The sequence below is a fragment of the Streptomyces sp. NPDC060049 genome, assembly GCF_042736715.1.
In the GTDB taxonomy this organism is placed as follows: domain Bacteria; phylum Actinomycetota; class Actinomycetes; order Streptomycetales; family Streptomycetaceae; genus Streptomyces.
The window spans coordinates 495500-520163 of record NZ_JBHWVV010000002.1 but is presented as its reverse complement, the minus strand read 5'-3'; the positions used below and the strand labels follow the sequence as shown (position 1 = coordinate 520163).

The window sequence follows — 24664 nt, the reverse complement described above, 5'->3', positions numbered from 1 at the left end:
ACGGCCCGGGTGCGTCCGCCGAAATGCACTGGCAGGGTCCGGCGCCGCCTTGCTTGGATACCGGGATGAAACCCGTGCTGAAACCCGAGCTGACCTCCCCCGAAGGCTATGAGATCTCCACCGATGCCGACCGGCTCGACCGGGCGCTGATCCACCGCTGGCTGTCCGAGGACGCCTACTGGGCTCTCGGGCGGAGCCGGGAGAAACAGGAGGCCGCCGTCGACGGATCCCTCAACTACGGCATCTACGAGGATGGTTCCGGCGCCCAGGTCGCCTACGCCCGTATCGTCACCGACCGGACCACCTTCGCCTGGCTCTGCGACGTGTATGTGGAACCGGGCTCCCGGGGCAAGGGGCTCGGCACGGCCCTGGCGGGGGCAGTGCGGGAACACCTCGCCCCGTACGGGCTGCGGCGGATCCTGCTGGCGACCTGGGACGCCCACGGCGTCTACGCGAAGGCCGGCTTCGAGCCGCTCGCGACCCCGGGCAACTGGATGGCCTTCGGCGAGCAGTAGGCCGGCGCGCCGGAACGTGTTGCCCGCCTCGGGCCACGAGACGAGAACAGGGCCTACCAGATCGAGTTGACCCACTCCGGGTGGTCGATGAACGGGTTGCGGTTGTGCTGGTAGGTGTCGAATATGACCTGGTTGCGGCGCTGCTCGAAGGCGTCCGGCGGGTCCATCTGGTTCCACTGCTTCAGCAGGCTGATCCGGCCGAAGAGGGGGGCGCTGCCGTTGTTGACCTTGTCGTTCATCTCCAGGTCCGCGAAGCCGTCGCCGCCGTCGTAACGCACGGCCATGTACAGCAGCATCCGCGCCACATCGCCCTTGACCGCGTTGCGGGGTTCGAAGGAGTCGGCGTCGGTGTAGCTGCCCTGGGCTTCCGAGACGGGGCTGCCGCCCAGGTCGAAGTCCTTGTTGCCGCGGGTGCTGTTGACCGTGACGTCCTCGGGGCGCAGGTGGTGCAGGTCGGTGCCCGGGCCGGTCGCGGTGCCGAAGTCTCCGTGGCTCTTGGCCCAGACGTGCTCGCGGTTCCAGTCGTTGACCCCGCCGCCGTTGGTGGCCTTGGACTGGGAGCGGCCCGAGTAGACCAGGATGACGTTGTTGGGGTTCGCCGGGTCTTGGTCCGTGACCTTCAGCGCGTTCCACACGCCGTCGTACGTCACCTTGGACTGGGTCTTGATGATGCCGTGCAGCGCGGTCTTGAGCGCGGCGCCGGTCTTGCCCTCGGCGGCGGCGTAATAGGTGTCCACCGCTGAGGCCGGGGACGCGGCCGGGGCCGAAGGAGCGGCGGGGGCGTCCGCCGTCCGCTGTCCGGCGGTGGCGGAGGCCGGAAGCAGCAGCAAGGACGCCGCGGCGAGGCCGGCCGCCCAGGGGGTCAGGCGCGAGATTCTCATCATGTGGGGGTAAACCTCCGTACGCACCGTCCCCGCCCGGGGAATTGGCGGGGTGTCAGTGGCAGAGCGAGGTTCACATTGTCATGTGCCTTACAGGTAAAAACCACGTGTCGGGAGCCCGCACTTTCGACGCGTGCGGCGATGGTGAGGAGCGGAGGGGGAGGTCGGCGCCGAGGCGCGGCGAAGAGGGGTCCGGACGGGTGAGCTGGGCGCGAGGCCCTCTTGGCAGAACCCGCCGATGCGTGCACGGTTGCGGGGGCCACACCGTGAACAGCCCTACCAGGAGCAGCCCATGGCAGTGAAGATCCTCATCGTGACCGGCGACGCGGCGGAGTCGCTGGAGGTCCTCTACCCCTACCAGCGCCTCCGCGAGGAGGGGTACGAGGTCCACATCGCGGCCCCGGCGGTGAAGAAGCTGCGGTTCGTCGTACACGACTTCGAGGACGGCTTCGACACCTACACCGAGAAGCCCGGCTACACGTGGCCCGCCGACATCGCCTTCGCCGACGTCGACCCGGGGGAGTACGCCGCCCTCGTCGTACCCGGCGGCCGCGCTCCCGAGTACCTGCGCAACGACCCCGAGGTGCGGCGGATCCTGGCCGCCTTCGCCGGTTCCGACAAGCCGATCGCCCAGATCTGCCACGGCCCGCTCATCACCGCAGCGGCCGGCGCGCTGGACGGCCGCCGGGTCACGGCCTATCCGGCCCTGGAGCTGGACATGAAGGCGGCCGGCGCCGACTTCGAGGACGCGGAGGCCGTCGTCGACGGCACGCTGGTGTCGGCCCGCGCGTGGCCCGACCACTCGGCCTGGATGCGGGAGTTCCTGACGGTACTGCGGGGGAAGGCGCCGCTGGCGTAGCCCCCGGCCGAGCCTGCGCGCGGGGCGCGGGGCTAGGCCGTCTCTTTCGGATCTTGTCGGCCCGGCAAGATCCGGAAGAGACGGCCCCGGCCTCCGCGCGCGGTACGGCGTACAGGGGCGGCCCTCTGGGTGGAGGGTCGGCTGCTCTACGCGGTCGATGCGGCCTTCGACGCGGACCGGCCGGACCCGGCCGCGGCCCTGGCGGTCGTCAGCTGCCCGTCGTGATGCCGGGGGCCGGCTCGTACTTGTAGTCCTCGCCGAAGTTCTTCTTCACGGCCGCCTCCCAGGCGCCGTCCGCGACCATCTTGCGGAGCGCTTCGTTGACCTTGCGCTGGAGGTCGGTGTTGCCCTTCTTCATGCCGATCCCGTAGTTCTCGCTGCTCAGGTTGAGCCCGACCAGCCTGAACTTGCCCTCGTTGCCCTTGCGCGCCGTGTACCCGGCCAGGATGGAGTTGTCCGTGGTCATCGCGTCGACGAGGTTGTCCTTGAGGGCGACGAGGCACTCGGAGTAGCCGCCGAGCTCCAGGAGGCTCGCCTTGGGGGCCAGGTTCTTCTTGATGTTCTCCGCCGAGGTGGAGCCCGTCACCGAGCACAGCCGCTTGCTGTTGAGGTCCTCGGCCCTGTTGATGGTGAGGTCGTCGGCGCGGACCATCAGGTCCTGGTGCGCGAGGAAGTACGGGCCGGCGAAGTCGACCTTCTCCTTGCGCTTGTCGTTGATCGAATAGCTGGCCGCGACGAACTGGACCTCGTTGTACTGGATCAGCAGTTCGCGGTCGTTGCTGTAGACCTGCTTGAAGGTGATGCGGTTCGGCTTGTAACCCAGCTCCTTCGCCACGTACGTCGCCACGTCCACGTCGAAACCGGTGAAAGTGCCGTCGGGCTCCCGCATGCCGACGCCCGGCTGGTCGAACTTGATGCCGACGGCCAGGTTCCCCTCGGGCCCGTCGTCACCGCCGCACCCGGATGCGGTCAGGGCGAGACCGATCACTGCGGCGACCGCAGCGGTCTTGGGAACCTTCATGGAGCACTCTTTCCTCGGGTACGCGGGCACCGCGGGGGCGGGTGGACGCGCATAGGAGGAAGCTAGGAAACCGCCGGGTGCGGTGTCACGGGATCTGAGCAAATCTTGAGGGTCACGATCCGGACCGGCCGCAGATCCTGCGGCGGACCCGGGCCCGTACGGGAGAGGAGGCGGCCGCCGGGCTCCGTCCCGTACGGGCTTGCGGCCGCTGGCCGGGAACGTGCGGTCGTCCGGACCGGGCGGGCGGACGCGTGACAGCATGGGGGCAACGCAAGCAGGCGGAGGGGGAGTTCGGTGAGCGGAGTACGCAAGGGGCTGGCCAAGGTGGAGATCGCGCTGCGGTGGGATCCCAGCCCGGCCGGTGCGCCGGTCCACGACCTCGACATACTGGCCGCGGTCTACGCGGCCGCCGACCCGTACGGGGAGCCCGTCCACCTCGTGCACTTCGGCAGTCGTTCCCCCGACGGCACGATCACGCTGGACCGGGACAGCCGCACCGGGCAGGGGCTCGGCTTCGACGAGGTGATGACGCTCGAACTCGACCGGATGTCCGCGGAGCTGACCCGCGTCGTGATCGGGATCGTGATCCAGCGGGCGGGCGGCGGCGAGGTGCTGACCTTCGCCGACGTCGCGGGAACCGGCCTGCGGATCCGCGAGGGGTACACCGATCTCGCCGTGGAGGACTTCGCGGCCCTGGGGGGAGCCGCCGCGGCCACGGTCGCGGAGTTCTCCCGCGATACCTCGGGGGCCTGGTCGCTGGACCCGGCGGTACGGGGCTTCGACGCGGACCCGGAGGAGTTCGCCGGGGTCATGGGCGCCGCACGGCCCTGACCGCCGTACGGGGCGGCCGGGCGGTTCACCGCGCGGACCGGGCGGCGGGCACTCCGCGAGGGAGTGCCCGCCGGCCGGTCCGGGTGGTGTGCGCTGCCACCGTCCCCACGAGGCAGCGCGGGCAGGCAGCCGTCCGGTCATCGTGGACGGCGGCCCGCCGGTTCAGGGAGCCCGGACCGTTCGCGGTTCGGGCTGCGCGGACTCCGGAGCGGGGCCGGGCAGCGGAGCCGCCGCCGGGGAGGACCGCCCGGCCATGCCCAGCGCGGGCAGCAGGCACGCGTCGACGAACCGTACGAGGTACTCGGCGTCGGCGTCGCGCCCTTCGAGGACCGGCCGGATGCGCAGTACGCCCATCAGCTGCGCCGGCAGGAACTCCACGGCCGGATGCCCGGCGGCGAGCTCGCCCCGTGCCACGGCCCGCTCCACGATCGCGTCGAACGCCGTGAGCTCCGGCTCCACCAGCGCCTCGCGCAGCGCCGCCTTCAGCTCCTCGTCGCTCAGCACCGCGATCCCGAGCGCCTGCATGAGCCGGGTGTCGCGCCCCGAGGTGCAAGCCGCGATGCGGGCCGCCTCGCGCAGGTCGCCCACGAGGGTCCCGGTGTCCACCGCCGCGAGCGTTCCGCGCCGGTCCGCGCGCAGGGCGGCGGCGACGAGCTGCGGTTTGGTCTTCCACTGCCGGTAGAGCGTGGACTTGCCGCAGCTGGCCCGTGCGGCGATGGCTTCCATGGTCAGCGCCTCGTAACCGTCCGCGCGCAGCTGCTCCAGCACGGCGTCGTAGAGCTGCCGCTCCCGCTCCGGTGTGATCTTGGAGCGGCGCGCGGGGGCCGGTGCGACCGGCGTCGGCGACGTCATGGGGCGGCTCTCCTCGGTGGCGCTTCGGGGTCTCTGGGCCTCGGTGCCGGATCCGACGGTATCTGGCCGGGTCCCGTCGTGTCTGGCCGGATCCCGTTCCAGTGAAAGTCTACGGGAACGCGAGCGTATCGGTACACGCTCGTATCGGTACACAGTCGTATCGATACGCCAATGTATCGATACACTGGCGTGTCGATGTGTGCCCGTGTACAGGAAGCGAGACCGGGGGATGACCTCCCACACCACACCTGCCGAGGCCGGCGCGGGGCCGCTCACTCCGGGACCGCCGAGCGAGCAGCGCAAGCGGAGCGCACCGGGTGCGCGGGACGGGTCGCGCGCGCAGGGCGAGTCGAACGCGCAGGGCGAGCCGGGTGCGTCCGTGGAGCCGTCCGTGGAGCCGGCCGTGGATTCCGCTTCGGTCACGGCCGGGCCGCGCCGCCGCCTCCTGCGCGAACTGCTGCTCGTCGCCGGTCTCTTCGCCGTGTACAAGGCCGGCCGGCTGCTCTCCACCGGCCGTACCGACGAGGCCTTCCGCAACGCCGGCCGCGTCTGGGACGTCGAACGCGCCCTGCGCCTGCCCGGCGAAGGCATGGTCCAGCGCCTGCTGCTGGACGGCCCCGGGGACACGCTCGTACACGCCGCGAACACCTACTACGCGGCCGTGCACTTCCCCGCCACGGTGCTCTTCCTCGGCTGGCTCTACGTACGCCGTCCCGCGCACTACCTCTGGACCCGCCGCGTCCTCGCCGTCCTGACCGGAGCCGCCCTCGTCCTGCACCTGAGCCTTCCCCTGGCGCCCCCGCGGATGCTGGCCGCCACCCACCTGATCGACACCGGCCAGGTCTACGGCCCCAGCGTCTACGGGGCCGCGCCCGCCGCCGACACCATGGCCAACCAGTTCGCCGCGATGCCCTCCCTGCACTTCGGCTGGGCGCTGATGCTGGCCCTCGGCATGATCGCCGCCACCTCCTCGCGCTGGCGCGCACTGTGGCTGCTGCACCCGCTCCTGACCCTGCTGGTGGTCGTCGGCACCGCCAACCACTACTGGCTCGACGCCATCGTGGCGGCCCTGCTGCTGGGGGCCGCCCTGCTTCTCGTCCCGCGCCCGGCCACCCGTTCGCTCGTCGCCCTGAGGAGCTTGCCGCGTCCGCGCCCGGCCGGGTCCGCCGGACCCGCGCCCGCCGCCGCGGGCCCCGTCGGCTCCGCGCTCGGACCCGCGCTCGGACCCGCGGGCGTCGGACCGGCGGGCGTCGGACCGGCGGCCACCGTCGGAACCTCAGGAGCGGCGCGGTGAACGCCACCCTCGTCGCCGTCCTGCTCTGCCTCGCCTCGGCCGTCACGTACGCGGCCGCCGCAGTCGCCCAAGAACGACTCGCCCGCCGCGCGGTCGCACGCAGCGCCGCGGCGCTGCTCGGCAACGGCGGCTGGTGGTGGTCGGCCGGGCTGAACGCCGCCGCCGCCCTCCTGCACGCCGCCGCCCTGCGGTACGGGCCGCTCACCCTGGTCCAGCCGCTGGGGGCGCTCACCCTCGTCGCCGCCGTCCCGCTGGGCGCGCGCGGCGCCGGGCGCCGGGTCGCGGGCACCGAGTGGCGCGGGACCCTGGCCACCGTCGCCGGGCTCGGGCTGCTCCTGCTGCCCGCCTCCGGCCCGGCCCCCGACGACACCCTCACCCTGGCCGAAGCCCTCGCCGTCTCCGGCGCGACGGCCGCGGTGATCGTGCTGCTGACCGCGCGGAGGGACACGAGCTCGGGGCTGCGCCATGCGACGGCTTCCGGGCTGGCCTCGGCGGCGGCCTCCGCCCTGACCCAGACCGTCGCCGTGGCGGGCGGCCGCGGCGGGGCCCTGCTCAGCTACCGGGTCGTCTCCGTGGGCCTGCTCGTCGTGGTCTTCGCGGTCGGCGGGATGCTCCTGTCCCAGCGGGCCTACCGTGGCGGCCTCGGTGCCCCGCTCGCGGTGGTCAACCTCGCCAACCCGCTGGCCGCGGCCGCGATCGGCATGGTGCTGCTCGGCGAACGCCTCCAAGGCGGGGCGATCGGGATCCTGCTGGCGGCGGCGGGCGCGGTCGCGGCGGCGCGCGGTGTGCTGCTGCTCACGCGAACACCCGCGCAGCCGACGGCCGCCCCGCTGCCGTCGGCGGCCGCGAGCCCGGCCCCGTCCCCGTCGTCGCCTCCACCCGCCTCCCCGCCGTCCTCCCCTTCCCCTTCCCCTTCCGTGTCCCCTCCCCCTTCCGTGTCCCCGCCCACGTCCGCATCCCCGTCCACCTCCGGCTCACCGGCCGAGCCGATGGCCGGAGCGGCGGCATGACCCCTGGATACGGCCTGGTGCTGCCGCCCGCGCGGGCGTAGAGGAGAACCGATTCACCCGGTCGCGCGTCCTCCTCCGTGAGACGGGCGCGGGACGCGCGCACGAGGCGCGCCGAACGCGCCGACAAGAGTGGAGTGAACGGGCATGGGCATCATCAGCTGGATCATCCTCGGACTGCTCGCGGGCGGGATCGCCAAGGTCCTGCTGCCCGGCCGTGACCCCGGCGGACTGATCGGCACCACACTCATCGGCATCGCCGGCGCCTTCATCGGGGGCTGGCTCTCGGCGAAGTTCCTGGACCGCTCGATCCAGAACGACTTCTTCGACATCGCGACCTGGGCCTCGGCCATCACGGGCTCCATGGTCCTGCTCATCGGCTACCGCCTCTTGTTCGGCAATTCCCGCGACTGACCACGCCCACTGACCATCGCGACGCGCGCGACCGCCGATCGGTCGGCCGGGTCAAGCCGGTCGAGCCGCTCCGGACGGGCACCGCCCGCGCCGTGGTCCCGGGCGGCGCCTACGATGACCGGCCATGGACAGCAGTGAGGCCGGCAGACAACTGATCGACGGACGCTTCGAACTGGGGGAGCCCCTGGGCAGCGGCGGGATGGGGACGGTGTGGCGGGCCCGCGACATCGCGCTGCACCGGGACGTCGCCCTCAAAGAGGTGCGTCCGCCGGATCCGGCCACCGCCGCCGCCCAGCCCGGGCTCGCCGTCCAACTGCGGGAACGGGCCGTGCGCGAGGCCCGCGCGCTCGCCCGCCTCGCGCACCCGAACGTGGTCACCATCCATCACATCGTGGAACCCGCGGACGGGGCCGGGGGGCATCCGTGGATCGTGATGGAGCTGGTCAAGGGCGGCTCCCTGCACGACAGGCTGGCCGACGGGCCGATGCCGGTGGCCGACGTGTTGCGGCTCGGTCTCGACGTGCTCTCCGCGCTGCGGGCCGCGCACGCGGAGGGGGTACTGCACCGGGACGTGAAACCGGCCAACGTGCTCCTGCGGCCCGACGGTTCCGCGGTGCTCACGGACTTCGGGATCGCCGCGCTGCACGGGGCGACCGCTCTGACCTCGACCGGGGTACTGATCGGATCGCCGGAGTACATCGCCCCGGAGCGGGCGCGCGGTGAGGAGGGGCTGCCCGCCTCCGACCTCTGGTCGCTCGGCATGCTGCTGTACGTGGCCTCCGAGGGGGTGCACCCCTTGCGCCGGGCCACGAGCCTGGCCACAGTGGTGGCCGTGCTCGACGAGCCGATCCCGGCGCCCGTACGGTCCGGCCCGCTGGGACCCGTACTGGAGCGGCTGCTCGTACGGGACTTGGCGGCGCGGCCCGACGCCGGGCAGCTGGAAGCGCTGCTCCGCAACGCGAGCAGTGCTCTCGGCGGGGCCACCCCGGTTCTGCCTCCCGTCTCCCTCGGGAACTTCGGACCGGTGAGCCCCGGACCCGCCCCGGCCCCGGCTCCGGCCCCCGCGGCGACGCCCACCCCCACGCCGTTCGTTCCGGGCGCGGGCAACCCGTACGCGTCGACGACGCCCCTGTCCGTCCCCGCCCCGGCCGGCCCGCGCCGCCGCCGTCCGGCGATGCTCGCCGGAATCCTCGCGGCCGTCCTCACCGCGGGAGTGGTCGGCCTCGTGAAGTGGATGCCCGACGGTAACGCCGGCGCCGGTGCGGGCAAGAGCGGCGACGCGAAGGCGTCGGTCACCCCGTCCGCGCCGGTCTCCGGCACCCCGGCCACCGCCGTCGCCTCCCCTCCCGGTCCGACGCCCGCCCCGAAGACGAGCACGCCCGGGACGACGACGCCGCCCAAGGGCAGCCTGATGGACCCGGCCAACATCCGTACCGCCGTCGAAGCGCTCAGACAGCAGACGGGCACCACGACCTTCGTCGACATGCGGGTCTACGACGAGTACGTGATCGCTGCCATCCCGACCGCGCCCGGAGCCAAGACGGTCGACTCCTGGCAGTACCGGGGCGGCGTCGCCAAGCGCAGTGGTCCCGCCGGCACCGTGAAGGCGGGCGATCCGCTCATGGACATGGCCGCGCTCGACTGGGACGCCCTCCCCGGCCTGCTGGCCCAGTCGGTCAAGGAGCTGGGCGTCGAGAACCCGAGCTCGCGCTACCTCAACGTCTCCCCCTGGCTCGGCGCCCCCGCCATCCGTCCCTACCTGAGCGACGAGTACGGACAGGGCGGCTACGTCCTCGCCGGCACCGACTTCAAGATCAAGAAGGTGTACGGCAGCTGACCCCTGCCCCGGGTCGGGGACCCGAGCACACCGGAAGAACCGACAGCGCACGAAGCGGAGCACCATCACCATGCCCACCTGGCGCAACACCCTCACCGCGGCCGGAATCGCCGGCCCGCGGCTCCGCGCCGATTACACGTACGCGGCCCGCCGCGTCCTGCGCCGGGAGCCCGCGCCCTACGCGGCCCTGCGCCTGCTGGCCGCACCGCCGCTCGTGCCCTGGCTGGCGGCCGGACTCGCCTTCATGAACCGGGTCGACGACGTCGCCGAGACGGGGACCGTTCGGCAGCGGGCCGCCGGACTGGAGCAGCTGACCGCCGACGTGCGCCTCGCCATGGAAACCGGGGACAGCCCCGATCCGCTGCTGCGCGCCTACGCCCACGCCGTCGACTCCCGCGGCCTGCCCGTCGAATGGGTCCACCGGTTTCTCGAGGGAGCCGCCACTGCGGAGGCGGTCTTCGACGGCTTCGCCGCCGAGGAGGAATTCCAGGCCTACCTCGACGCCTACGCCTGGCCGGGGGTGATGGTCTTCACGGGACTGCAGTACCAGGGCGGACCCGACGCCGAACAGGCCGCCGCTTGGCGGCGGTTCGTGGACGCCGCCCAGCGCGTCGACTTCCTCGCGGACCTCGCCGGGGACCTCGCGGCGGGCCGGCTCTGCATCCCGCGCGCCCGCCTCGACGAGCACTCCGTGACCCGGACCGACCTCGAACAGGCCCGCGACACCCCGGCCGTACGGGAACTGCTGGCCGCCGAATGCGCCCGCGCCCGTACCGCCCTCGCCGCGGCCGACGGCATCCTCGACTTCACCGAACCCGGACTGCGGGCGGTCGCCGTGACGATGACGGAGCTCATGGAACACCAGCTGACGGCAGTCGAGCGGGTCGGAACGGGCGCTCTGCGCAAGGACGTCGGTTACGGATTCGCGGCGCCGCTGCGCACCCTGGCCCGCGCAAGGACCACGGCACGCGCCCCGATCAGTAGGGGCCGTTGACGTTGTCGATCGAGCCGTAGCGCGCTGCGGCGTACTTGCAGGCGGCCGTGATGTTGGCCACCGGGTCGTAGGAGTCCATCGACGTGCCCGGGACGTGATAGGCGCGGAAAGTCGGGTCGATCACCTGGAGCAGGCCCTTGGAGGGGATACCGGCAGCCGCGTTGGAGTCCCAGTTGTTGATGGCCATCGGATTCCCCGAGGATTCCCGCATCACATTGCGGTGAATTCCTTCGTAGCTGCCGGGAATTCCGTGCTGCGCCATGACGGCGAGCGACTCGCGGATCCATCCGTCGAGGTTGTTCGCGTACTCGGTGGTGGCGGCGGGCGCGGCGGCCGGCGCGGCGGCGGGCGCCGCGGTGCCCAGGTTCAGCTTCAGGCCGGGGCGGATGGCCGAGGGGTCGCCGCCGACGGTGGTCTTGTTGGCTTCGTAGAGCTGCTGCCAGCCTCCGCTGAGGGAGTGCTCGGCCGCGATCTTGCTCAGGGTGTCGCCGCTGACCACGGAATAGGTCATCGGCGCGGCGGCTTCGGCGGCCCCGGCCGTGGTCGCGCTGATCAGCGGGAGGGCCAGCGCCGCGCTGCCCGTGCCGGCCAGGGCCAGCTTGCGGGTGAGTGCGTGGTGCTGCTTCGGCCGACGGTGCTTTCCCTTTGCGGACATGGCGGAATTCCTCACGTGGGGGGTACGGGAGAGACCTGGCGGAGGCCGGATTCGGCAGCTGACCACCGGGAACGAGGTGACCGTAAGACAGTTCGCGGGAGGGGAACAAGACACGAATTCGACCCGGAGATCAACTTTTCGCCCCGTGCCCGGTGGATGACCTTGAATGGAGATCCGGGAATTGCTTAAATTCCCGCCGGGAAAAGGGAATCGGCCTTGTCGGGGAAATGATGTTGCCCGGGTGTGCGTGACCCACATCACGGGCGGGCGGGTGATTGCTCAAAACGGGCAAGTCGCCCGTCGTCGGGCCTGATTCGGGCGACCCGCCCGTTGGTGGCGAATCACCCACCAGGGGTCAATCAGGTCTCGTACGTGACCGTGCCGTCCTCGTCCATCGGGGGGTGGATCCGGCCGGGGGCGCAGCCGTCCCCCTGCTCGTCCGAAGGCCGTACCGCCTCCGGCCCGTCAGGCCCGATCCGGACCACCCGGCGCATCCGTGCGACCAGCAGGTGGCGCCCGTCGTCGAGGCGCACCGCGTCGGCGTCGCCCGCGGCCCGGAACTCCGCCGCCACCCGGGCGTAAGCGGCGCGCTGTGCTTCCGACAGGTCGTGGAGGGCGGGCCAGGGCAAGGTCAGCATGTGCACCAGCGCCCGGCGCGCGGCGTGCGGACCGGCCAGCGGCACGGTCACCGGTTCCCAGCCTCCGCTGGTGCGCTCCAGGACCCGGTACGCGGTCGGGAGCAGCACGGTCCCGGCGTGGGTCCGCAGCGCCCGCCGGGAGTCGGCCCGTACGTCGGCCGGGTAGCGGGGGCTGCGGTAGTGCAGGCCCATCAGCGCGAGCCGCTCGGTGGCCTCCATGACGCCGGTCGCCGCGAGGTGGTCGATCACGAAGCCCGCGTCGGGCTCGGGATCGCGGGTGGCCGGCTCCCAGTCGTGCCCGGCCGGTTCCGGATCGGTGGGCCGGGGCGGCTCGGGGCCCTCGTCGTTGGTGTAGACGATCTCGTCGCACCGCATCACCCGGTAGCGGGTGCCGGCCGCCGTGAGCTCGTCGACCCGCTCCGTCTCCAGCCGCGCCACGGCCGCCAGCAGCTCCCGGCGGACGGCCCGGTCGTCGGTGTCGTCCTTGGCCCGGAACCACAGGACGGAGTTCAGGCTGTCGCGCGCGTCCTGCGGGACCCCGCACGTGACCGGGGTCAGCACCCGCCACCGGTGCCCGCCGCCCACGTCCTGGCAGGCGATCCCGAAGAGCGGACCCCGGATGACGTAGCGCGCGTACCTTCGCGCCGCGTCCCTGGCGTCGGCTTCCTGCGCCGCGGCCACTGGGTGCGCCACGGGCTCGACGTTCAAGTAGAGGTGCTCACGCCCGGGAGGTACCTCACTGGTCATGAGGCATTCTGGGCACATCTCCCGCCGGGCCGCCGATGCCCTCCACAACCGGGCCCCGAATGAGGGAAGTTGTGGTAAACGGTGATGACCCTGCCCGGATTCGACCCCTGTCCGGCCCGGCGAGATCCGATAGGGACAGCCCTTAGAGGCGGGCCAGCTCCCGCCGCGCCGCCGCGACCGCATCCTCGCTCGCCGGCAGCAGGGGGAGGCGTACGTCGGGCGTCGGGATCCGGCCCTGCGCGTACAACACCCCCTTGACGACCGTCGGGTTGGGCTCGGCGAAGACCGCCGCGGCCAGCCGGGCCAGCGCGTGGCCCAGGTCGCGGGCCCGGCCCGCGTCGCCCGACCGCCAGGCCACGTCGAGTTCGGCGAACCGGGCCGTCGCGAGGTGCGCCGAGGCCAGGATCCCGCCCGCCGCGCCGAGCGCGAGCATGGGTGACGCGTACGCGTCGTCACCCGCCAGTACCGCGAAGCCGTCCGGCCGGTCGCCGAGCAGCGACACCGTCTCCTGGTCGACGGAGCCGACCGCGTACTTCACCCCGGCGACCCCGGGCAGCGCCCCGATCGCCCGCAGCGCGGCCGCGTCCAGCGGCTGCCCGGTGCGGTAGGGGATGTGATAGACGATCAGCGGTACGGGGCTCACCTCGGCCAGCCGCGTGAAGTGGGCCAGCACCCCGGCGGCCGAGGGCCGGACGAAGGACGGAACGGTCACCAGCGCCGCCCGCGCCTCGGGCCAGTGCTTCAGCCGGGCGAGGGACTCCTCGGCGGCCCGTGTCCCGCTCGCCCCCGCGCCGACGCTCAGGTACGCCCCCCGTTCGCGGCACACCCGGGCGCAGACGTCGGTGACCAGGTCGCGCTCCGCCTCGTCGAGGGCGGCCGTCTCGCCGGTGGTACCGAGGGCGGTGATCCCGGTGGCGCCCGCGTCGAGCACTTCGTGGGCGAGCGCCTCCAATGCCCCCGCGGCCACGTCCCCGGCCGCGGTGAAGGGGGTGATCAGCGGGACGTGGATCCCGTGCGGGCCGTCCGGGGCGGAGCGGTGTCCGGGGAGCTGCGGTGCCGGGGTGTTCTGTGTCATGCGTCGAGCCTGGCCCGTCCCGAGCGTCGAATCCAGTTCGCGTTCCTTACTCGAACCGTAAGCTGAGCCGATGATCGATGTGCGACGCCTGCGCCTGCTGCGCGAACTCGCCCGCCGGGGGACCATCGCCGCCGTGGCCGAGGCGCTCTCCTTCAGTCCTTCGGCGGTGTCCCAGCAACTCGCCGTCCTCGAACGCGAGGCCGGTCTGCCCCTGCTGGAGCGCACCGGCCGCCGCGTCCGGCTCACCCCCGCCGGGCAGAACCTGGTCCGGTACGCCGAAGCGGTGCTGGAGCTGCTGGAACAGGCCGACGCCGATCTCGCCGAAGCGCGCAGCGGCCTGGCCGGAGCCCTGCGGATCGGTTCCTTCCCCACCGCCACCCGGGCCATCGTCCCGGCGGCCCTGGCCGCCCTGGCCCGACGCCATCCGGGGTTGGAGCCGATGGTGTCGGAGACCGACCCGGCGGCCGTCGCGCACGCGCTGCGGGCCGGGGACCTGGACGTGGCCCTGATCCACGAGTACGACTTCGTCCCCGCGCCGGATGAGCCGGGGCTCGCCTCGGAGCCGCTCTTCCGGGAGTCGATGTACCTCGCGGCACCGGCCCACCCCGAGGCACCGGAGGACCCCGAGGCGCCGGCCCACCCCGCGGCACCGTCCGGCCTCGCGGCACCGTCCGGCCCGGCGGGTCCCGGCCCGACCGCCGGAGCCGATCAGGGCGCGACGCTCCGTACCCACGCCGACGCACCCTGGATCACCGCCACGCCCGGCACGCTCTGCCACACCATGACCGTGCGTGCCTGCCAGGCCGCCGGGTTCACGCCGAGGATCCGCCACCAGGTGGACGAGTTCGCGACCGTCCTCGCACTGGTCGCGGCCGGCCAGGGGGTGGCCGTGGTGCCGCAGCTCGGGATCACCGGCCCCCGTGACCCGGCCGTCGCGCTCACCCCGCTCCTCATGGAGCGCCGCACCAAGGTGGCCTTCCGCAGCGGGGCCGGCGCCCACCCCGCCGTGGCCGCCTTCGCCGCCGCCCTGTGCGCGGCGGTACCACCGGAACTGGCCACCCAGCGCGCCGGGGCGTGAGGCAACTCCCGGACGCGGAAGTGCCCGTGTACGTTGGCCGGACCGGCCGGACCCCTCGCGGGACGTCCGGGGACAGGCCTGGCAGTCGACCAGACCGTGATCGAGATCGGGGTTGCAAGTGACGCATCGCGTACGAGGGGTCATCGCCCGGAGCAAGGGCGCGCCGGTGGAGACCACGACGATCCTCGTGCCCGATCCGGGGCCCGGCGAGGCGCTCGTACGGGTCCAGGCCTGCGGGGTCTGCCACACCGACCTGCACTACCGCGAGGGCGGGATCAACGACGAGTTCCCCTTCCTGCTGGGCCACGAGGCCGCCGGGGTCGTCGAATCGGTCGGGTCCGACGTCACCTCCGTCGCCCCCGGCGACTTCGTCGTCCTCAACTGGCGTGCGGTGTGCGGAAGCTGCCGGGCCTGCAAGCGCGGCCGCCCGTGGTACTGCTTCGCCACGCACAACGCCACCCAGCCCATGACCCTGGAGGACGGCACCCCGCTCTCCCCGGCCCTCGGCATCGGTGCCTTCGCGGAGAAGACCCTGGTCGCCGCCGGCCAGTGCACCAAGGTGGACCCGGCCGCCTCGCCGGCCGCCGCCGGACTGCTCGGCTGCGGGGTGATGGCCGGTCTCGGTGCCGCCCTGAACACCGGCAACGTCGGGCGCGGCGACTCCGTCGCCGTCATCGGCTGCGGGGGAGTGGGCAACGCGGCCGTGGCCGGAGCCCGGCTGGCCGGAGCCTCGCGGATCATCGCCGTGGACCTGGACGACCGGAAGCTGGAGTGGGCGCGCGGGCTCGGCGCCACCGACACCGTCAACGCCACTACGCAGGACGTGGTCAAGGCCATCCAGGAGCTGACCGGGGGCAACGGAGCCGACGTGGTCATCGAGGCGGTCGGCCGCCCCGAGACGTACCGGCAGGCCTTCTACGCGCGCGACCTGGCGGGCACGGTGGTCCTCGTCGGCGTCCCGACACCGGAGATGCGGATCGAACTCCCGCTGCTGGACGTCTTCGGGCGCGGCGGCGCCCTGAAGTCCTCCTGGTACGGCGACTGCCTGCCCGAGCGGGACTTCCCGCTCCTCGTCGACCTCTACTTGCAGGGGCGGCTCGACCTCGACGCGTTCGTCTCCGAGCGGATCGCCCTGGACGGCGTCGAGGCGGCCTTCGAGCGGATGGAGCGCGGGGAGGTGCTCCGCTCGGTGGTCGAGCTCTGATCCGGTTCCCAGTGCCGTGACCAGGAGGGCCCACCTTCCCGGCCACAGCACCAGCGCGCGAGAACGAGCACGACGGTAAGGGTCAGTAGGCTCTGACGGCCCGTACTAGACTCGGTGGCACCGTTCATCCGTACCCCGGCCGCGACCCGGCCGGGGCATAGGTACCCGAGGGGCCGTCCGTGACCGCCAGTGCCAGCTACCGTCAGCCCGGTGTCGTCCTCACCGACCACCACTTCAGCGTCCCGCTCGACCACGCCCGCCCCGACGGCGAGCGGATCGAGCTGTACGCGCGCGAGCTGACGGCCACCGGCAAGGACCCGGAATCCCTGCCGTGGCTGCTCTACCTGGAGGGCGGTCCCGGCTTCGGCGCGCGCCGGTTCACCGGCCGGCAGGCCTGGCTGGAGCGGGCCCTGTCCGAGTTCCGCGTCCTGCTCCTCGACCAGCGCGGAACCGGCCGCTCCACGCCGGTCAACCGGCAGACCCTGCCCCTGCGCGGAACCCCGGAACGGCAGGCCGAGTACCTCGCCCACTTCCGTGCCGACTCCATCGTGCGCGACGCCGAGACCATCCGGCCCCTCCTCACGGGCGGCGCGCCCTGGACGGTCCTCGGCCAGAGCTTCGGCGGCTTCTGCGTCACCCACTACCTGTCCACCGCCCCCGAGGGGCTGACCGCGGCCCTGATCACCGGCGGCCTGCCCTCCCTCGACGCGACGCCGGCAGAGGTCTACGAGGCGGCGTACCCCCGCATGGAGCGCAAGAACCGTGCGCACTACGCCCGTTACCCCATGGACGTCGAGCGCGCCCGCCGGATCGCCGCACACCTCGCCGAGCAGCCGGCCGAACTCCCCGGCGGCTACCGCCTGACGGTCGAGGCCTTCCAGTCCCTCGGCCTCCTCCTCGGCGTCTCGGACGGCAGCCACCAGCTGCACTACCTGTTGGAGGACGCCTTCGTCCCCACGGCGGCCGGACCCGCCCTCTCGGACGCCTTCCTGGAAGCCGTCCACGCCCAACTCTCCTTCGCCGGGCACCCCTTGTACGCGCTGCTCCACGAGGCGATCTACGCCCAGGACCCGGGCGCGCCCATCGGCTGGGCCGCCGAGCTGGTGCGAGCCGGCCACCAGCGCTTCGACGCCGCCAAGGCCCTCGCGGGCGACGACGCCCTGTACTTCACCGGCGAGACCATCCATCCCTGGCACTTCACCTGCGACCCGGCGCTCGCCCCGCTGCGCGAGACCGTGGAACTGCTGGCCGCCCGTACCGGCTGGACGCCGCTGTACGATCCGGCGCGGCTCGCCGTCAACGACGTGCCGGTAGCGGCCGCCGTCTACCACGACGACATGTACGTGGACACCGGGCACTCCTTGGCCACCGCCCGGGCGATCCGGGGCCTGAAGACCTGGGTGACGGACGAGTTCGAGCACGACGGCGTCCGCGCCGGCGGCCCCCGCGTCCTGGACCGGCTGCTGGCCCTGGTACGAGGCGAGCTCTGACCGGTCGCCGCTGCCGGCCCGCGCCCGTCCGTTCGCCTATGGTGCGAGGTATGACTGAACAACTGGACGGGCCCGAGCCCCTGGAGCCCATGCCCACCGACTGGACGCGGGCGCTCGCCGTGGTGGCCCACCCCGACGACCTCGAGTACGGCTGTGCGGCGGCCGTCGCGGACTGGACGGACGGCGGCCGGGAGGTCGTCTACCTGCTCGCCACGCGCGGCGAAGCGGGGATCGACACGATCGCCCCCGCCGAATGCGCCCCGCTGCGCGAGGCCGAGCAGCGCGCGAGCGCGGCCGTCGTCGGGGTGTCCACGGTCGACTTCCTCGACTACCACGACGGGGTGATCGAGTACGGCCTCGCCCTGCGCCGGGACATCGCGGCCGCCATCCGCCGGCACCGCCCCGAGCTCGTCGTCACCATGAACCACCGCGACACGTGGGGCGGGGCCGACGGCGGCGGCTGGTGGAACACCCCCGACCACAAGGCGGTCGGCCGGGCCACGCTCGACGCGGCGGGAGACGCCGGCAACCGCTGGATCTTCCCCGAACTCCTGACCGAGCAGGGCCTGGAGCCGTGGAACGGCGTTCGCTGGGTCGCGGTGGCGGGCACCACGACGCCGACGCACGCGGCGGACGCCGGTCCGGGCATGGAGCGTTCGGTGAAGTCCCTGATGGAGCACAAGGCGTACATCGAGGTGCTGACGGACGAGGACCCCGAGACGTACGTCCGGGCCTTCCTGACGGGCAACGCCCAGCAGGCGGCGGCCCGGTTCGGCGGCCGACCGGCGGTGGCGTTCGAGGTCTTCCCGCGCTGACCGGTGCGTCCTAGGGTGTCCGGGTGATCGACACCATCAGCACGGAGATCGCGGAGGGTGAGGAACGGATCCGTCTCGAAGTCGCGGACGGGATCGCGGAACTCACCCTCTGCCGGCCGGAGAAACTCAACGGCTGGAGCTGGGAGTCCACCCGTCAGCTGGGCCTGCTGGCCGACCGGATCCGCTTCGACCCGGAGGTGCGGGCGGTCCTGCTGAGGGCCGAGGGCCGGGCCTTCTGCGCGGGCATCGACGTGACGGCCCCCGGCGGGGCGATCACGGGGGAGTCGGCGGCCGGACGCAACCGCAACTACTACGAGGGCATCCGCTGGGTCCACGAACGCTTCGCCGTCCTCGCCCGGCTGCCGCAGCCCGTGGTGGCGGCCGTGCAGGGCTACTGCCTGGGCTTCGGCTTCGAGCTGGCGCTGATGGCCGACATCCGCGTGGCGGCGCGGGACGCCGTCTTCGCGCTGCCCGAGGCCCAGCTGGGCGTCGCGGTGGACGCGGGCGGCGATCTGCGCATCGCCCGCGAGGCGGGCGCCGGCTGGGCGAAGTTCCTCGCGCTGACGGGCCGCCGTATCGACGCCGAGACGGCCCACCGCCTCAACCTGGTCCAACAGGTGGTCCCGCTCGCAGAGTTGGAGGACACCGCTCGCGCACTCACGGCGGAGATCGCGGCCAATGCGCCCCTCGCGGTCCAGGGCATCAAGCGCGCGGTCGACTCCTACGCGGACGCCGCGCTCCCGGCGGCGCTCGACCGCGTCGCGATGACGGCGGCCCTCACCCTGACTTCGGAGGACTCCCGCGAGGGCTACACCGCCAAGGCGGCGCGCCGACCCCCGCGCTTCACCGGGGGCTGAACGCCCGCGATGGAGCGGGCAGCTCGGGGTTTCCCCGTCGCTCCCCTCACTCCTCCAGGCGCAGGAGGGCCAGGGCCCGGGCCGAGACCGCGGGGAGGGGCTCCAGGCCGCCCTCCGCGGCCCAGTGTTCGAGGGCGACCGTGACCGCGTCGATGAGGACGGCCGCCAGGACACGCGTCTCCAGGGCGGTTTCGGGCCGGCCCGTACGGGCCGAGAGGACCGGGACCAGCCGGTCCTGCATCGCGCGCGCGGCCGCGAGCCAGCGCAGGCGGATCTCCGGGACGGCGCTCATCACCTGGATGAGGCGGACCGTCTGGCCCGGCTCCTCGTAGCGGGCGCCCGCCGTCGCGGTGGTGAAGGCGGCCTGGACCGCTTCGGCGACCGGTTCCGACGCGGGGCGCAGGGCGAGCTCCTCGACCAGGGTGGCCACCCCGGCGGTCAGCACCGGGGTCAGCGCGTCCTCCTTGGCCGGGCAGTAACGGTAGAAGGTGCGCAGCGAGATGCCGGCCGCCCGGGCGATGTCCTCGACCGTCGTGGCTTCGTAACCCCGTTCGGAGAACAGTGCGGAGGCGGCCTCCGCGATCTCGTAGCGCGTGGTCTCCCTGCGCCGTTCCGTCAGCGACGGGCGTCCCGCACCGAACGTGCTCGCCGTACTCGCCGTGCTCACCGCGGCACCTCCGGGTCGTGGGGATCGATACGGAGCAGGGATCCAATGTGCCACACCGCCGCACCCCGGCACGACGTGCCGTCCCGGCGTGCTCCGACGCGGGCCGGCCTCGTCACCTGAGCCGCCCCGCGGCGCGGCTCAGCGCCCGCGCGCGGCCTACCGCATCCGGCCGCTTCACGGGGCGAAGGGTCCGCGCCCCAACTGCTCCCGCACCGGCACTACTTCTGGGTTGACCAGTGCGCGGCGCTGCCAGTTCGCGCCGTCCACCACCAGGGTGTGGCCGGTGATGAAACGGGCGTAGGGCGAAGCCAGGAAGGTGGCGGCCCAGCCCAGTTCGCGCGGGGCGCCGACCCGCAGGGCGGGCTGTCTGGCGTCCTGGGCGCCGGGGGCTGCCCGCTCCAGGCCTCCCCGGATGTCCGCGGTCATGTCGGCGTGCGGGAAGAGGCCGGGGACCAGCCCGTTGATCTGGATGCCGTACGGGCCCCACTCGACGGCGAGCGTCTCCACGAGGTTCTTCACCCCGGCCTTGGCGGCGGCGCTGTGGGCGAAACCCGGCCCGCCAGTCCAGGCGTAGGAGGCGCCGATGTTCACGATGGACCCGGCGCTGCCCGCGGCGAGGTGGCGGCGGCCGAACTCGCGGGTCACGAACCAGGTACCGGTCAACGTGATGTCGACCACCGCCCGCCAGGCGTTGGGGGACAAGTCCTCGGCCGGGGAAGGGAAGTTGGCGGCCGCGTTGTTGACCAGCACGTCCGGCGGCAGGCCGAACGCGGCCTCGGCCGCGTCGAAGACCTCGGCGACCCGCTCCGCGTCCCGGATGTCGCAGACGGCGGCCGTCACCCGGCCCGCGCCGGGCACGGCCCCCAGCTCCTCCTGAGCCGCCTTCAACTGCTCGATCCGGCGGCCCGCGATCACCAAGTCGGCGCCGAGCCGGGCGAATTCCGTGGCGATGGCCTTGCCCAGCCCGGTCCCGCCGCCCGTCACGAGCACCACCCGGCCCGTGAACGTACCGGGGGGCAGGGCGGCGGTGCCGAGCGGCGGCGGCGCGGGCAGCCCGCGCGAGGGGTTCTCCATGCGGCCCATCGTTAGCGTGCGGGCGCGCAGATCACCATCCCCGTGCCGCGGGAAACCGGCCGGGCGGGGCGGCGGCCGGCCCCGCCCGGGCCGTGTCTGCGCGGACCCGTGGCCGTTACTCCTGCGGCGGGGCGTACGCCTGCTTGCCCGCGCACGTCCAGATCACCGCCGCGTTCGCTCCGGTGGCCAGATCGCGGAAGGCGCCGCCCACCCGGTCGTCGTCCGAGACGGCGAGGGCCTCGGTGGCGACGTCGGTGCTCGCGCCGACGGGGTTCGGGAGGGCCGGCGGAACCCCGGTGCCGGGCCAGTAGGCGGCCCGGACGTAGTGAAGTCACATGCGGCACTGACGTGCTCGTGTCACATGCTGCCCGAAAGCGGGACCGAGGTGGCGCAATTCCCGCACGTGGTTGCGGACGGTTCGGTTCCCGTGACCTCCCCATGGTTCCCAGGCACGCAAGCGACCGCTTAGTATGCCCGCGAGGCGTGGTTCCCCGTCGGCGGCTGGAGGCCCCGGATGCAGGCATGGCGAGTACACACCCCCGGCGAGCCCCGCGAGGCCATGCGCCTCGAAGAGGTTCCCGAACCAGTGCCCGGCGAGGGCGAGGTGAGGCTCAAGGTGCTCGCCGCCAACGTCAACTTCCCCGACGCGCTGCTCGTGCGCGGCCAGTACCAGATCCGCCCCCCGCTGCCCTTCACCCCCGGGGTCGAGATCTGCGGTGAAACCGAGGACGGGCGCCGCGTCATCGCCAACCCGAGCCTGCCCCACGGCGGTTTCGCCGAGTACGTCACCGCCCCCGCGCGGGCCCTGCTCCCCGCTCCGGACACCCTGGACGACGCCGAGGCGGCCGCCCTGCACATCGGCTACCAGACGGGCTGGTTCGGCCTGCACCGCCGGGCCCGCCTCCAGGCCGGCGAGACCCTCCTCGTGCACGCCGCCGCCGGCGGGGTCGGCAGCGCCGCCGTCCAGCTCGGCAAGGCCGCCGGAGCCACCGTCATCGGGGTCGTCGGCGGCAAGGCCAAGGCGCGCACCGCCGAGGAGCTCGGCTGCGACCTGGTCATCGACCGCACGACGCAGGACATCGTCTCCGGCGTCAAGGAGTTCACCGGCGGGCGCGGCGCCGACGTCGTCTACGACCCGGTCGGCGGCGACGCCTACACCGCCTCGGCCAAGTGCGTGGCCTTCGAGGGCCGCATCGTCGTCGTCGGCTTCGCGAGCGGAACCGTCCCCGCGCCGGCGCTGAACCACGCCCTGGTGAAGAACTACGCGATCCTCGGGCTGCATTGGGGCCTCTACGCGGCCAAGGACCCCGCCGCCATCGCCGCCTGCCACGCGGAGCTCACCCGCCTAGCCGCCGAAGGCATCGTAAAACCACTGGTCAGCGAACGCGTACCGCTCGCAGGGGCCGCCGACGCCGTGCAGCGCCTCGCCGACGGGACGACCACCGGCCGACTGGTCGTCGTGCCGGCCGCGAACGGGGGCTCCCGATGACGGCCGCCGCGCTCACCGCCGAACAACTGCTCGTCCGCGTACGGGAGCTGCTCGCAGCGCACCCGCCCGCCACCACCGGCCGCGAGGACTTCCTGCGGGCACGCTTCGACGCCGGACTCGCCTGGGTGCACTACCCCGCGGGCCTCGGCGGGCTCGGCGCTCCCCGCACCCTCCAGGTCGTCGTTGACGCCGAGTTGGAGGCCGCCGCGGCCCCCGACAACGACCCGCGGCGGATCGGCATCGGCCTCGGCATGGCCGCCCCCACGATCCTCGCCTACGGCACCGAGGAGCAGAAGCGGCGTTTCCTGCGCCCCCTGTGGACCGGTGAGGAAGTCTGGTGCCAGCTCTTCAGCGAGCCCGGCGCCGGCTCGGACCTGGCCGCCCTCGGCACCCGCGCGGTGCGCGACGGCGACGACTGGGTGGTCGACGGCCAGAAGGTGTGGACCTCCAGCGCCCACACCGCCCGCTGGGCGATCCTTATCGCCCGCACCGACCCCGCGCTGCCCAAGCATCAGGGCATCACCTACTTCCTCTGCGACATGACCGCACCCGGCGTCGAGGTGCGCCCGCTGCGCCAGATCACCGGAGAGGCCGAGTTCAACGAGGTCTTCCTCACCGGCGTCCGGATCCCCGACGCCCACCGCCTCGGCGAGGTCGGCCAGGGCTGGGCCGTCGCCCGCACCACCCTGATGAACGAGCGCGTATCCATCGGCGGCATGCGCATCCCGCGCGAGGGCGGCATGATCGCCCCGGTCGCCGCTGCCTGGCGCGAGCGCCCCGAGCTGCGGACGCACGCCCTGCACCAGCGGATGCTGGAGCTGTGGGTCGAGGCCGAGGTGGCCCGCCTCACCGGGGAACGGCTGCGCCAGCAGCTCGTCGCCGGACAGCCCGGCCCGGAGGGCTCGGGCATGAAGCTCACCTTCGCCCGCCTCAACCAGGAGATCAGCGGACTGGAGGTGGAACTCCTCGGCGAAGAAGGCCTGTTGTACGAGGACTGGACCCTGCGCCGTCCCGAGATCGTCGACTTCACCGGCCGTGACGCCGGCTACCGCTACCTGCGCGCCAAGGGCAACAGCATCGAGGGCGGCACCAGCGAAATCCTCCTCAACATCGTCGCCGAACGCGTCCTCGGCCTGCCCGCCGAACCGCGCGACGACAAGGACCTCGCGTGGAAGGACCTGGCCCGATGACCGCACAGAACCCCCCGAGCGCCGCCCCCCTGGACCTCCTCTACTCCGAGGCGGAGGAGGAACTGCGCACGGCCGTACGCTCCTTGCTCGCCTCCCGCTGCGACGCCGCGGGCATCCTCGCCCGTATCGAGGGCGGCAGGCCGCACGACCCCGCGCTGTGGCGGGTGCTCGCCGCCGACATCGGCACGGCGGGACTGCTCGTACCGGAGAAGCTCGGCGGCCAGGGCGCGAGCCACCGGGAGGCGGCCGTGGTCCTGGAGGAGCTCGGCCGCGCCGCGGCGCCCGTCCCCTACCTGACCAGCGCGGTCCTGGCGACGGAGATCCTGCTCGGCTGCGACGGGGCCGAATCCGCGGACCTCCTGAGGGAGCTCGCGGCGGGCCGGCAGATCTGCGCGCCCGCACTGCCCCTGACCCTGGCCCCCGGCGCCCCCCTGCCGGCGCCGGTCCGCCACACCGGCACGGGCACGGGGACGGACCCGGGCGCCGCGACGGGCGCCGGGACGCTGAGCGGTACCGTCACCTCCGTCGCGGACGCGGTGTCCGCCGACGTGCTGCTCGTCCTCGCCGACACCGGGCTCTACGCCGTCCCCGCGGGCGCGGCAGGGGTCTCGCTCACTCCGCTCGTGGCCCTGGACCTGACCCGGCCGCTGGCCGCCGTCACCTTCGACGCCGCCCCGGGGACCCGGCTCGCCGACCCGGCGACCGCGCGCGCGGCCATCGCCGGAGCACTGCTCTCCTCGGCCGGACTGCTCGCCTCGGAACAGCTCGGGCTCGCCGAGTGGTGCCTGACGCAGGCGGTGGCGCACCTGCGCACCCGCCACCAGTTCAACCGGCCCCTCGGCTCCTTCCAGGCCCTCAAGCACCGTCTCGCCCGGCTCTGGCTCGACGTCGCCTCCGCCCGGGCGGCCGCCCGGGCCGCCGCGGACGCCCTCGCGACCGGTGCCTCCGACGCGCCGCTCACGGTGGCCGTGGCCCAGGCCTACTGCTCGGGCGTCGCGGTCCGGACGGCCGAGGAGTGCGTCCAACTGCACGGCGGCATCGGCATGACCTGGGAACACCCCGCCCACCTCTACCTCAAGCGGGCCAAGGCCGACTCCCTGGCCCTCGGGACGGTCGGCCACCACCGCGGACTGGTGGCGGACTTCGCGGAACTCCCGGCGCCGGCCCCGTAGGCCTACGG

At 73.3% G+C, this 24664-nt stretch carries 24 protein-coding genes; 16 read left to right on the top strand and 8 right to left on the bottom strand.

What is annotated here, in order from left to right:
• The first annotated feature begins 65 nt into the window (after positions 1–65).
• Complete coding sequence (locus tag ACFWBY_RS05105) at positions 66–515, top strand: GNAT family N-acetyltransferase (RefSeq protein ID WP_385330182.1); 450 nt, start codon at positions 66–68, stop codon at positions 513–515.
• Positions 516–568: 53 nt separating this feature from the next.
• Here ACFWBY_RS05105 and ACFWBY_RS05100 read toward each other — a convergent pair whose 3' ends face one another.
• Positions 569–1396 carry an endonuclease I family protein gene (locus ACFWBY_RS05100; protein ID WP_385330299.1) on the bottom strand — a complete coding sequence of 276 codons (828 nt, stop codon included), beginning with the start codon at positions 1394–1396 and terminating at the stop codon, positions 569–571.
• A gap of 292 nt (positions 1397–1688) precedes the next feature.
• On the opposite strand from ACFWBY_RS05100, the gene ACFWBY_RS05095 reads away from it, so the two are divergent.
• The gene (locus tag ACFWBY_RS05095) at positions 1689–2255 is read left to right on the top strand and encodes a DJ-1/PfpI family protein (RefSeq protein ID WP_385330179.1); all 567 of its coding nucleotides are present in this window, start codon (positions 1689–1691) and stop codon (positions 2253–2255) included.
• Positions 2256–2463: 208 nt separating this feature from the next.
• Here the strand turns inward: ACFWBY_RS05095 and ACFWBY_RS05090 are convergent, their stop codons facing one another.
• Positions 2464–3276: a glutamate ABC transporter substrate-binding protein gene (locus ACFWBY_RS05090; protein ID WP_385330177.1), complete on the bottom strand. Its 813-nt coding sequence runs from the start codon at positions 3274–3276 to the stop codon at positions 2464–2466.
• Positions 3277–3570: 294 nt separating this feature from the next.
• Between ACFWBY_RS05090 and ACFWBY_RS05085 the strand changes: the two genes are divergently transcribed.
• Positions 3571–4107 carry a TerD family protein gene (locus ACFWBY_RS05085; RefSeq protein ID WP_385330174.1) on the top strand — a complete coding sequence of 179 codons (537 nt, stop codon included), beginning with the start codon at positions 3571–3573 and terminating at the stop codon, positions 4105–4107.
• Between the two features lie 162 nt (positions 4108–4269).
• Here the strand turns inward: ACFWBY_RS05085 and ACFWBY_RS05080 are convergent, their stop codons facing one another.
• Positions 4270–4959, bottom strand: a complete 690-nt coding sequence (locus ACFWBY_RS05080) for a TetR/AcrR family transcriptional regulator (protein WP_385330172.1) — start codon at positions 4957–4959, stop codon at positions 4270–4272.
• A gap of 229 nt (positions 4960–5188) precedes the next feature.
• Here ACFWBY_RS05080 and ACFWBY_RS05075 point away from each other — a divergent pair, with 229 nt between their 5' ends.
• The 5 genes from ACFWBY_RS05075 to ACFWBY_RS05055 all read left to right on the top strand — a co-directional run bounded on the left by ACFWBY_RS05075 (position 5189) and on the right by ACFWBY_RS05055 (position 10505).
• Positions 5189–6253 carry a phosphatase PAP2 family protein gene (locus tag ACFWBY_RS05075; protein WP_385330169.1) on the top strand — a complete coding sequence of 355 codons (1065 nt, stop codon included), beginning with the start codon at positions 5189–5191 and terminating at the stop codon, positions 6251–6253.
• Entirely contained in the window at positions 6250–7263 is a 1014-nt protein-coding gene (locus tag ACFWBY_RS05070) for a hypothetical protein (RefSeq protein ID WP_385330166.1), read from the top strand. Before ACFWBY_RS05075 ends, ACFWBY_RS05070 begins: the two co-directional genes overlap by 4 nt.
• 144 nt (positions 7264–7407) lie before the next feature.
• Positions 7408–7674 carry a GlsB/YeaQ/YmgE family stress response membrane protein gene (locus tag ACFWBY_RS05065; RefSeq protein ID WP_385330164.1) on the top strand — a complete coding sequence of 89 codons (267 nt, stop codon included), beginning with the start codon at positions 7408–7410 and terminating at the stop codon, positions 7672–7674.
• A 124-nt stretch (positions 7675–7798) separates the two neighbouring features.
• Positions 7799–9511 (top strand): serine/threonine-protein kinase, encoded by a 1713-nt coding sequence (locus tag ACFWBY_RS05060; RefSeq protein ID WP_385330162.1) that lies wholly within the window; start codon positions 7799–7801, stop codon positions 9509–9511.
• 70 nt (positions 9512–9581) lie between these two features.
• Entirely contained in the window at positions 9582–10505 is a 924-nt protein-coding gene (locus ACFWBY_RS05055; RefSeq protein WP_385330159.1) for a squalene/phytoene synthase family protein, read from the top strand.
• On the opposite strand, the gene ACFWBY_RS05050 is transcribed toward ACFWBY_RS05055, so the two are convergent.
• The 3 genes from ACFWBY_RS05050 to ACFWBY_RS05040 form a co-directional block, all read right to left on the bottom strand.
• Positions 10489–11160, bottom strand: a complete 672-nt coding sequence (locus ACFWBY_RS05050) for a transglycosylase SLT domain-containing protein (RefSeq protein WP_385330156.1) — start codon at positions 11158–11160, stop codon at positions 10489–10491. The two genes, ACFWBY_RS05055 and ACFWBY_RS05050, sit on opposite strands and share 17 nt — an antisense overlap.
• A gap of 359 nt (positions 11161–11519) precedes the next feature.
• Positions 11520–12545 carry a DUF5954 family protein gene (locus ACFWBY_RS05045; RefSeq protein WP_385330155.1) on the bottom strand — a complete coding sequence of 342 codons (1026 nt, stop codon included), beginning with the start codon at positions 12543–12545 and terminating at the stop codon, positions 11520–11522.
• A 142-nt stretch (positions 12546–12687) separates the two neighbouring features.
• Positions 12688–13620 (bottom strand): dihydrodipicolinate synthase family protein, encoded by a 933-nt coding sequence (locus ACFWBY_RS05040; protein WP_385330153.1) that lies wholly within the window; start codon positions 13618–13620, stop codon positions 12688–12690.
• Positions 13621–13690: 70 nt separating this feature from the next.
• On the opposite strand from ACFWBY_RS05040, the gene ACFWBY_RS05035 reads away from it, so the two are divergent.
• From ACFWBY_RS05035 to ACFWBY_RS05015, 5 genes are all read left to right on the top strand, one after another.
• On the top strand, positions 13691–14698 hold the full coding sequence (locus tag ACFWBY_RS05035) for a LysR family transcriptional regulator (RefSeq protein WP_385330150.1): 1008 nt from the start codon (positions 13691–13693) through the stop codon (positions 14696–14698).
• Positions 14699–14816: 118 nt separating this feature from the next.
• Entirely contained in the window at positions 14817–15902 is a 1086-nt protein-coding gene (locus ACFWBY_RS05030; protein WP_385330147.1) for an S-(hydroxymethyl)mycothiol dehydrogenase, read from the top strand.
• Positions 15903–16081: 179 nt separating this feature from the next.
• Positions 16082–17392 (top strand): alpha/beta fold hydrolase, encoded by a 1311-nt coding sequence (locus tag ACFWBY_RS05025; RefSeq protein WP_385330144.1) that lies wholly within the window; start codon positions 16082–16084, stop codon positions 17390–17392.
• A gap of 50 nt (positions 17393–17442) precedes the next feature.
• Positions 17443–18207 carry a PIG-L deacetylase family protein gene (locus ACFWBY_RS05020; protein WP_385330142.1) on the top strand — a complete coding sequence of 255 codons (765 nt, stop codon included), beginning with the start codon at positions 17443–17445 and terminating at the stop codon, positions 18205–18207.
• Between the two features lie 23 nt (positions 18208–18230).
• Positions 18231–19064: an enoyl-CoA hydratase/isomerase family protein gene (locus ACFWBY_RS05015; RefSeq protein ID WP_385330139.1), complete on the top strand. Its 834-nt coding sequence runs from the start codon at positions 18231–18233 to the stop codon at positions 19062–19064.
• Positions 19065–19110: 46 nt separating this feature from the next.
• Here ACFWBY_RS05015 and ACFWBY_RS05010 read toward each other — a convergent pair whose 3' ends face one another.
• Positions 19111–19731, bottom strand: a complete 621-nt coding sequence (locus ACFWBY_RS05010) for a TetR/AcrR family transcriptional regulator (RefSeq protein ID WP_385330136.1) — start codon at positions 19729–19731, stop codon at positions 19111–19113.
• A gap of 174 nt (positions 19732–19905) precedes the next feature.
• Entirely contained in the window at positions 19906–20805 is a 900-nt protein-coding gene (locus ACFWBY_RS05005) for an SDR family oxidoreductase (protein ID WP_385330133.1), read from the bottom strand.
• A gap of 514 nt (positions 20806–21319) precedes the next feature.
• On the opposite strand from ACFWBY_RS05005, the gene ACFWBY_RS05000 reads away from it, so the two are divergent.
• From ACFWBY_RS05000 to ACFWBY_RS04990, 3 genes are read left to right on the top strand one after another with little or no spacing between them, the layout of a single operon-like run.
• Entirely contained in the window at positions 21320–22294 is a 975-nt protein-coding gene (locus ACFWBY_RS05000) for an NADPH:quinone oxidoreductase family protein (RefSeq protein ID WP_385330131.1), read from the top strand.
• Entirely contained in the window at positions 22291–23484 is a 1194-nt protein-coding gene (locus ACFWBY_RS04995; protein WP_385330128.1) for an acyl-CoA dehydrogenase family protein, read from the top strand. Before ACFWBY_RS05000 ends, ACFWBY_RS04995 begins: the two co-directional genes overlap by 4 nt.
• A complete protein-coding gene (locus tag ACFWBY_RS04990; RefSeq protein WP_385330126.1) occupies positions 23481–24656 on the top strand; it encodes an acyl-CoA dehydrogenase family protein in 1176 nt (391 codons plus the stop codon). Before ACFWBY_RS04995 ends, ACFWBY_RS04990 begins: the two co-directional genes overlap by 4 nt.
• The last annotated feature ends 8 nt before the right edge of the window (positions 24657–24664 follow it).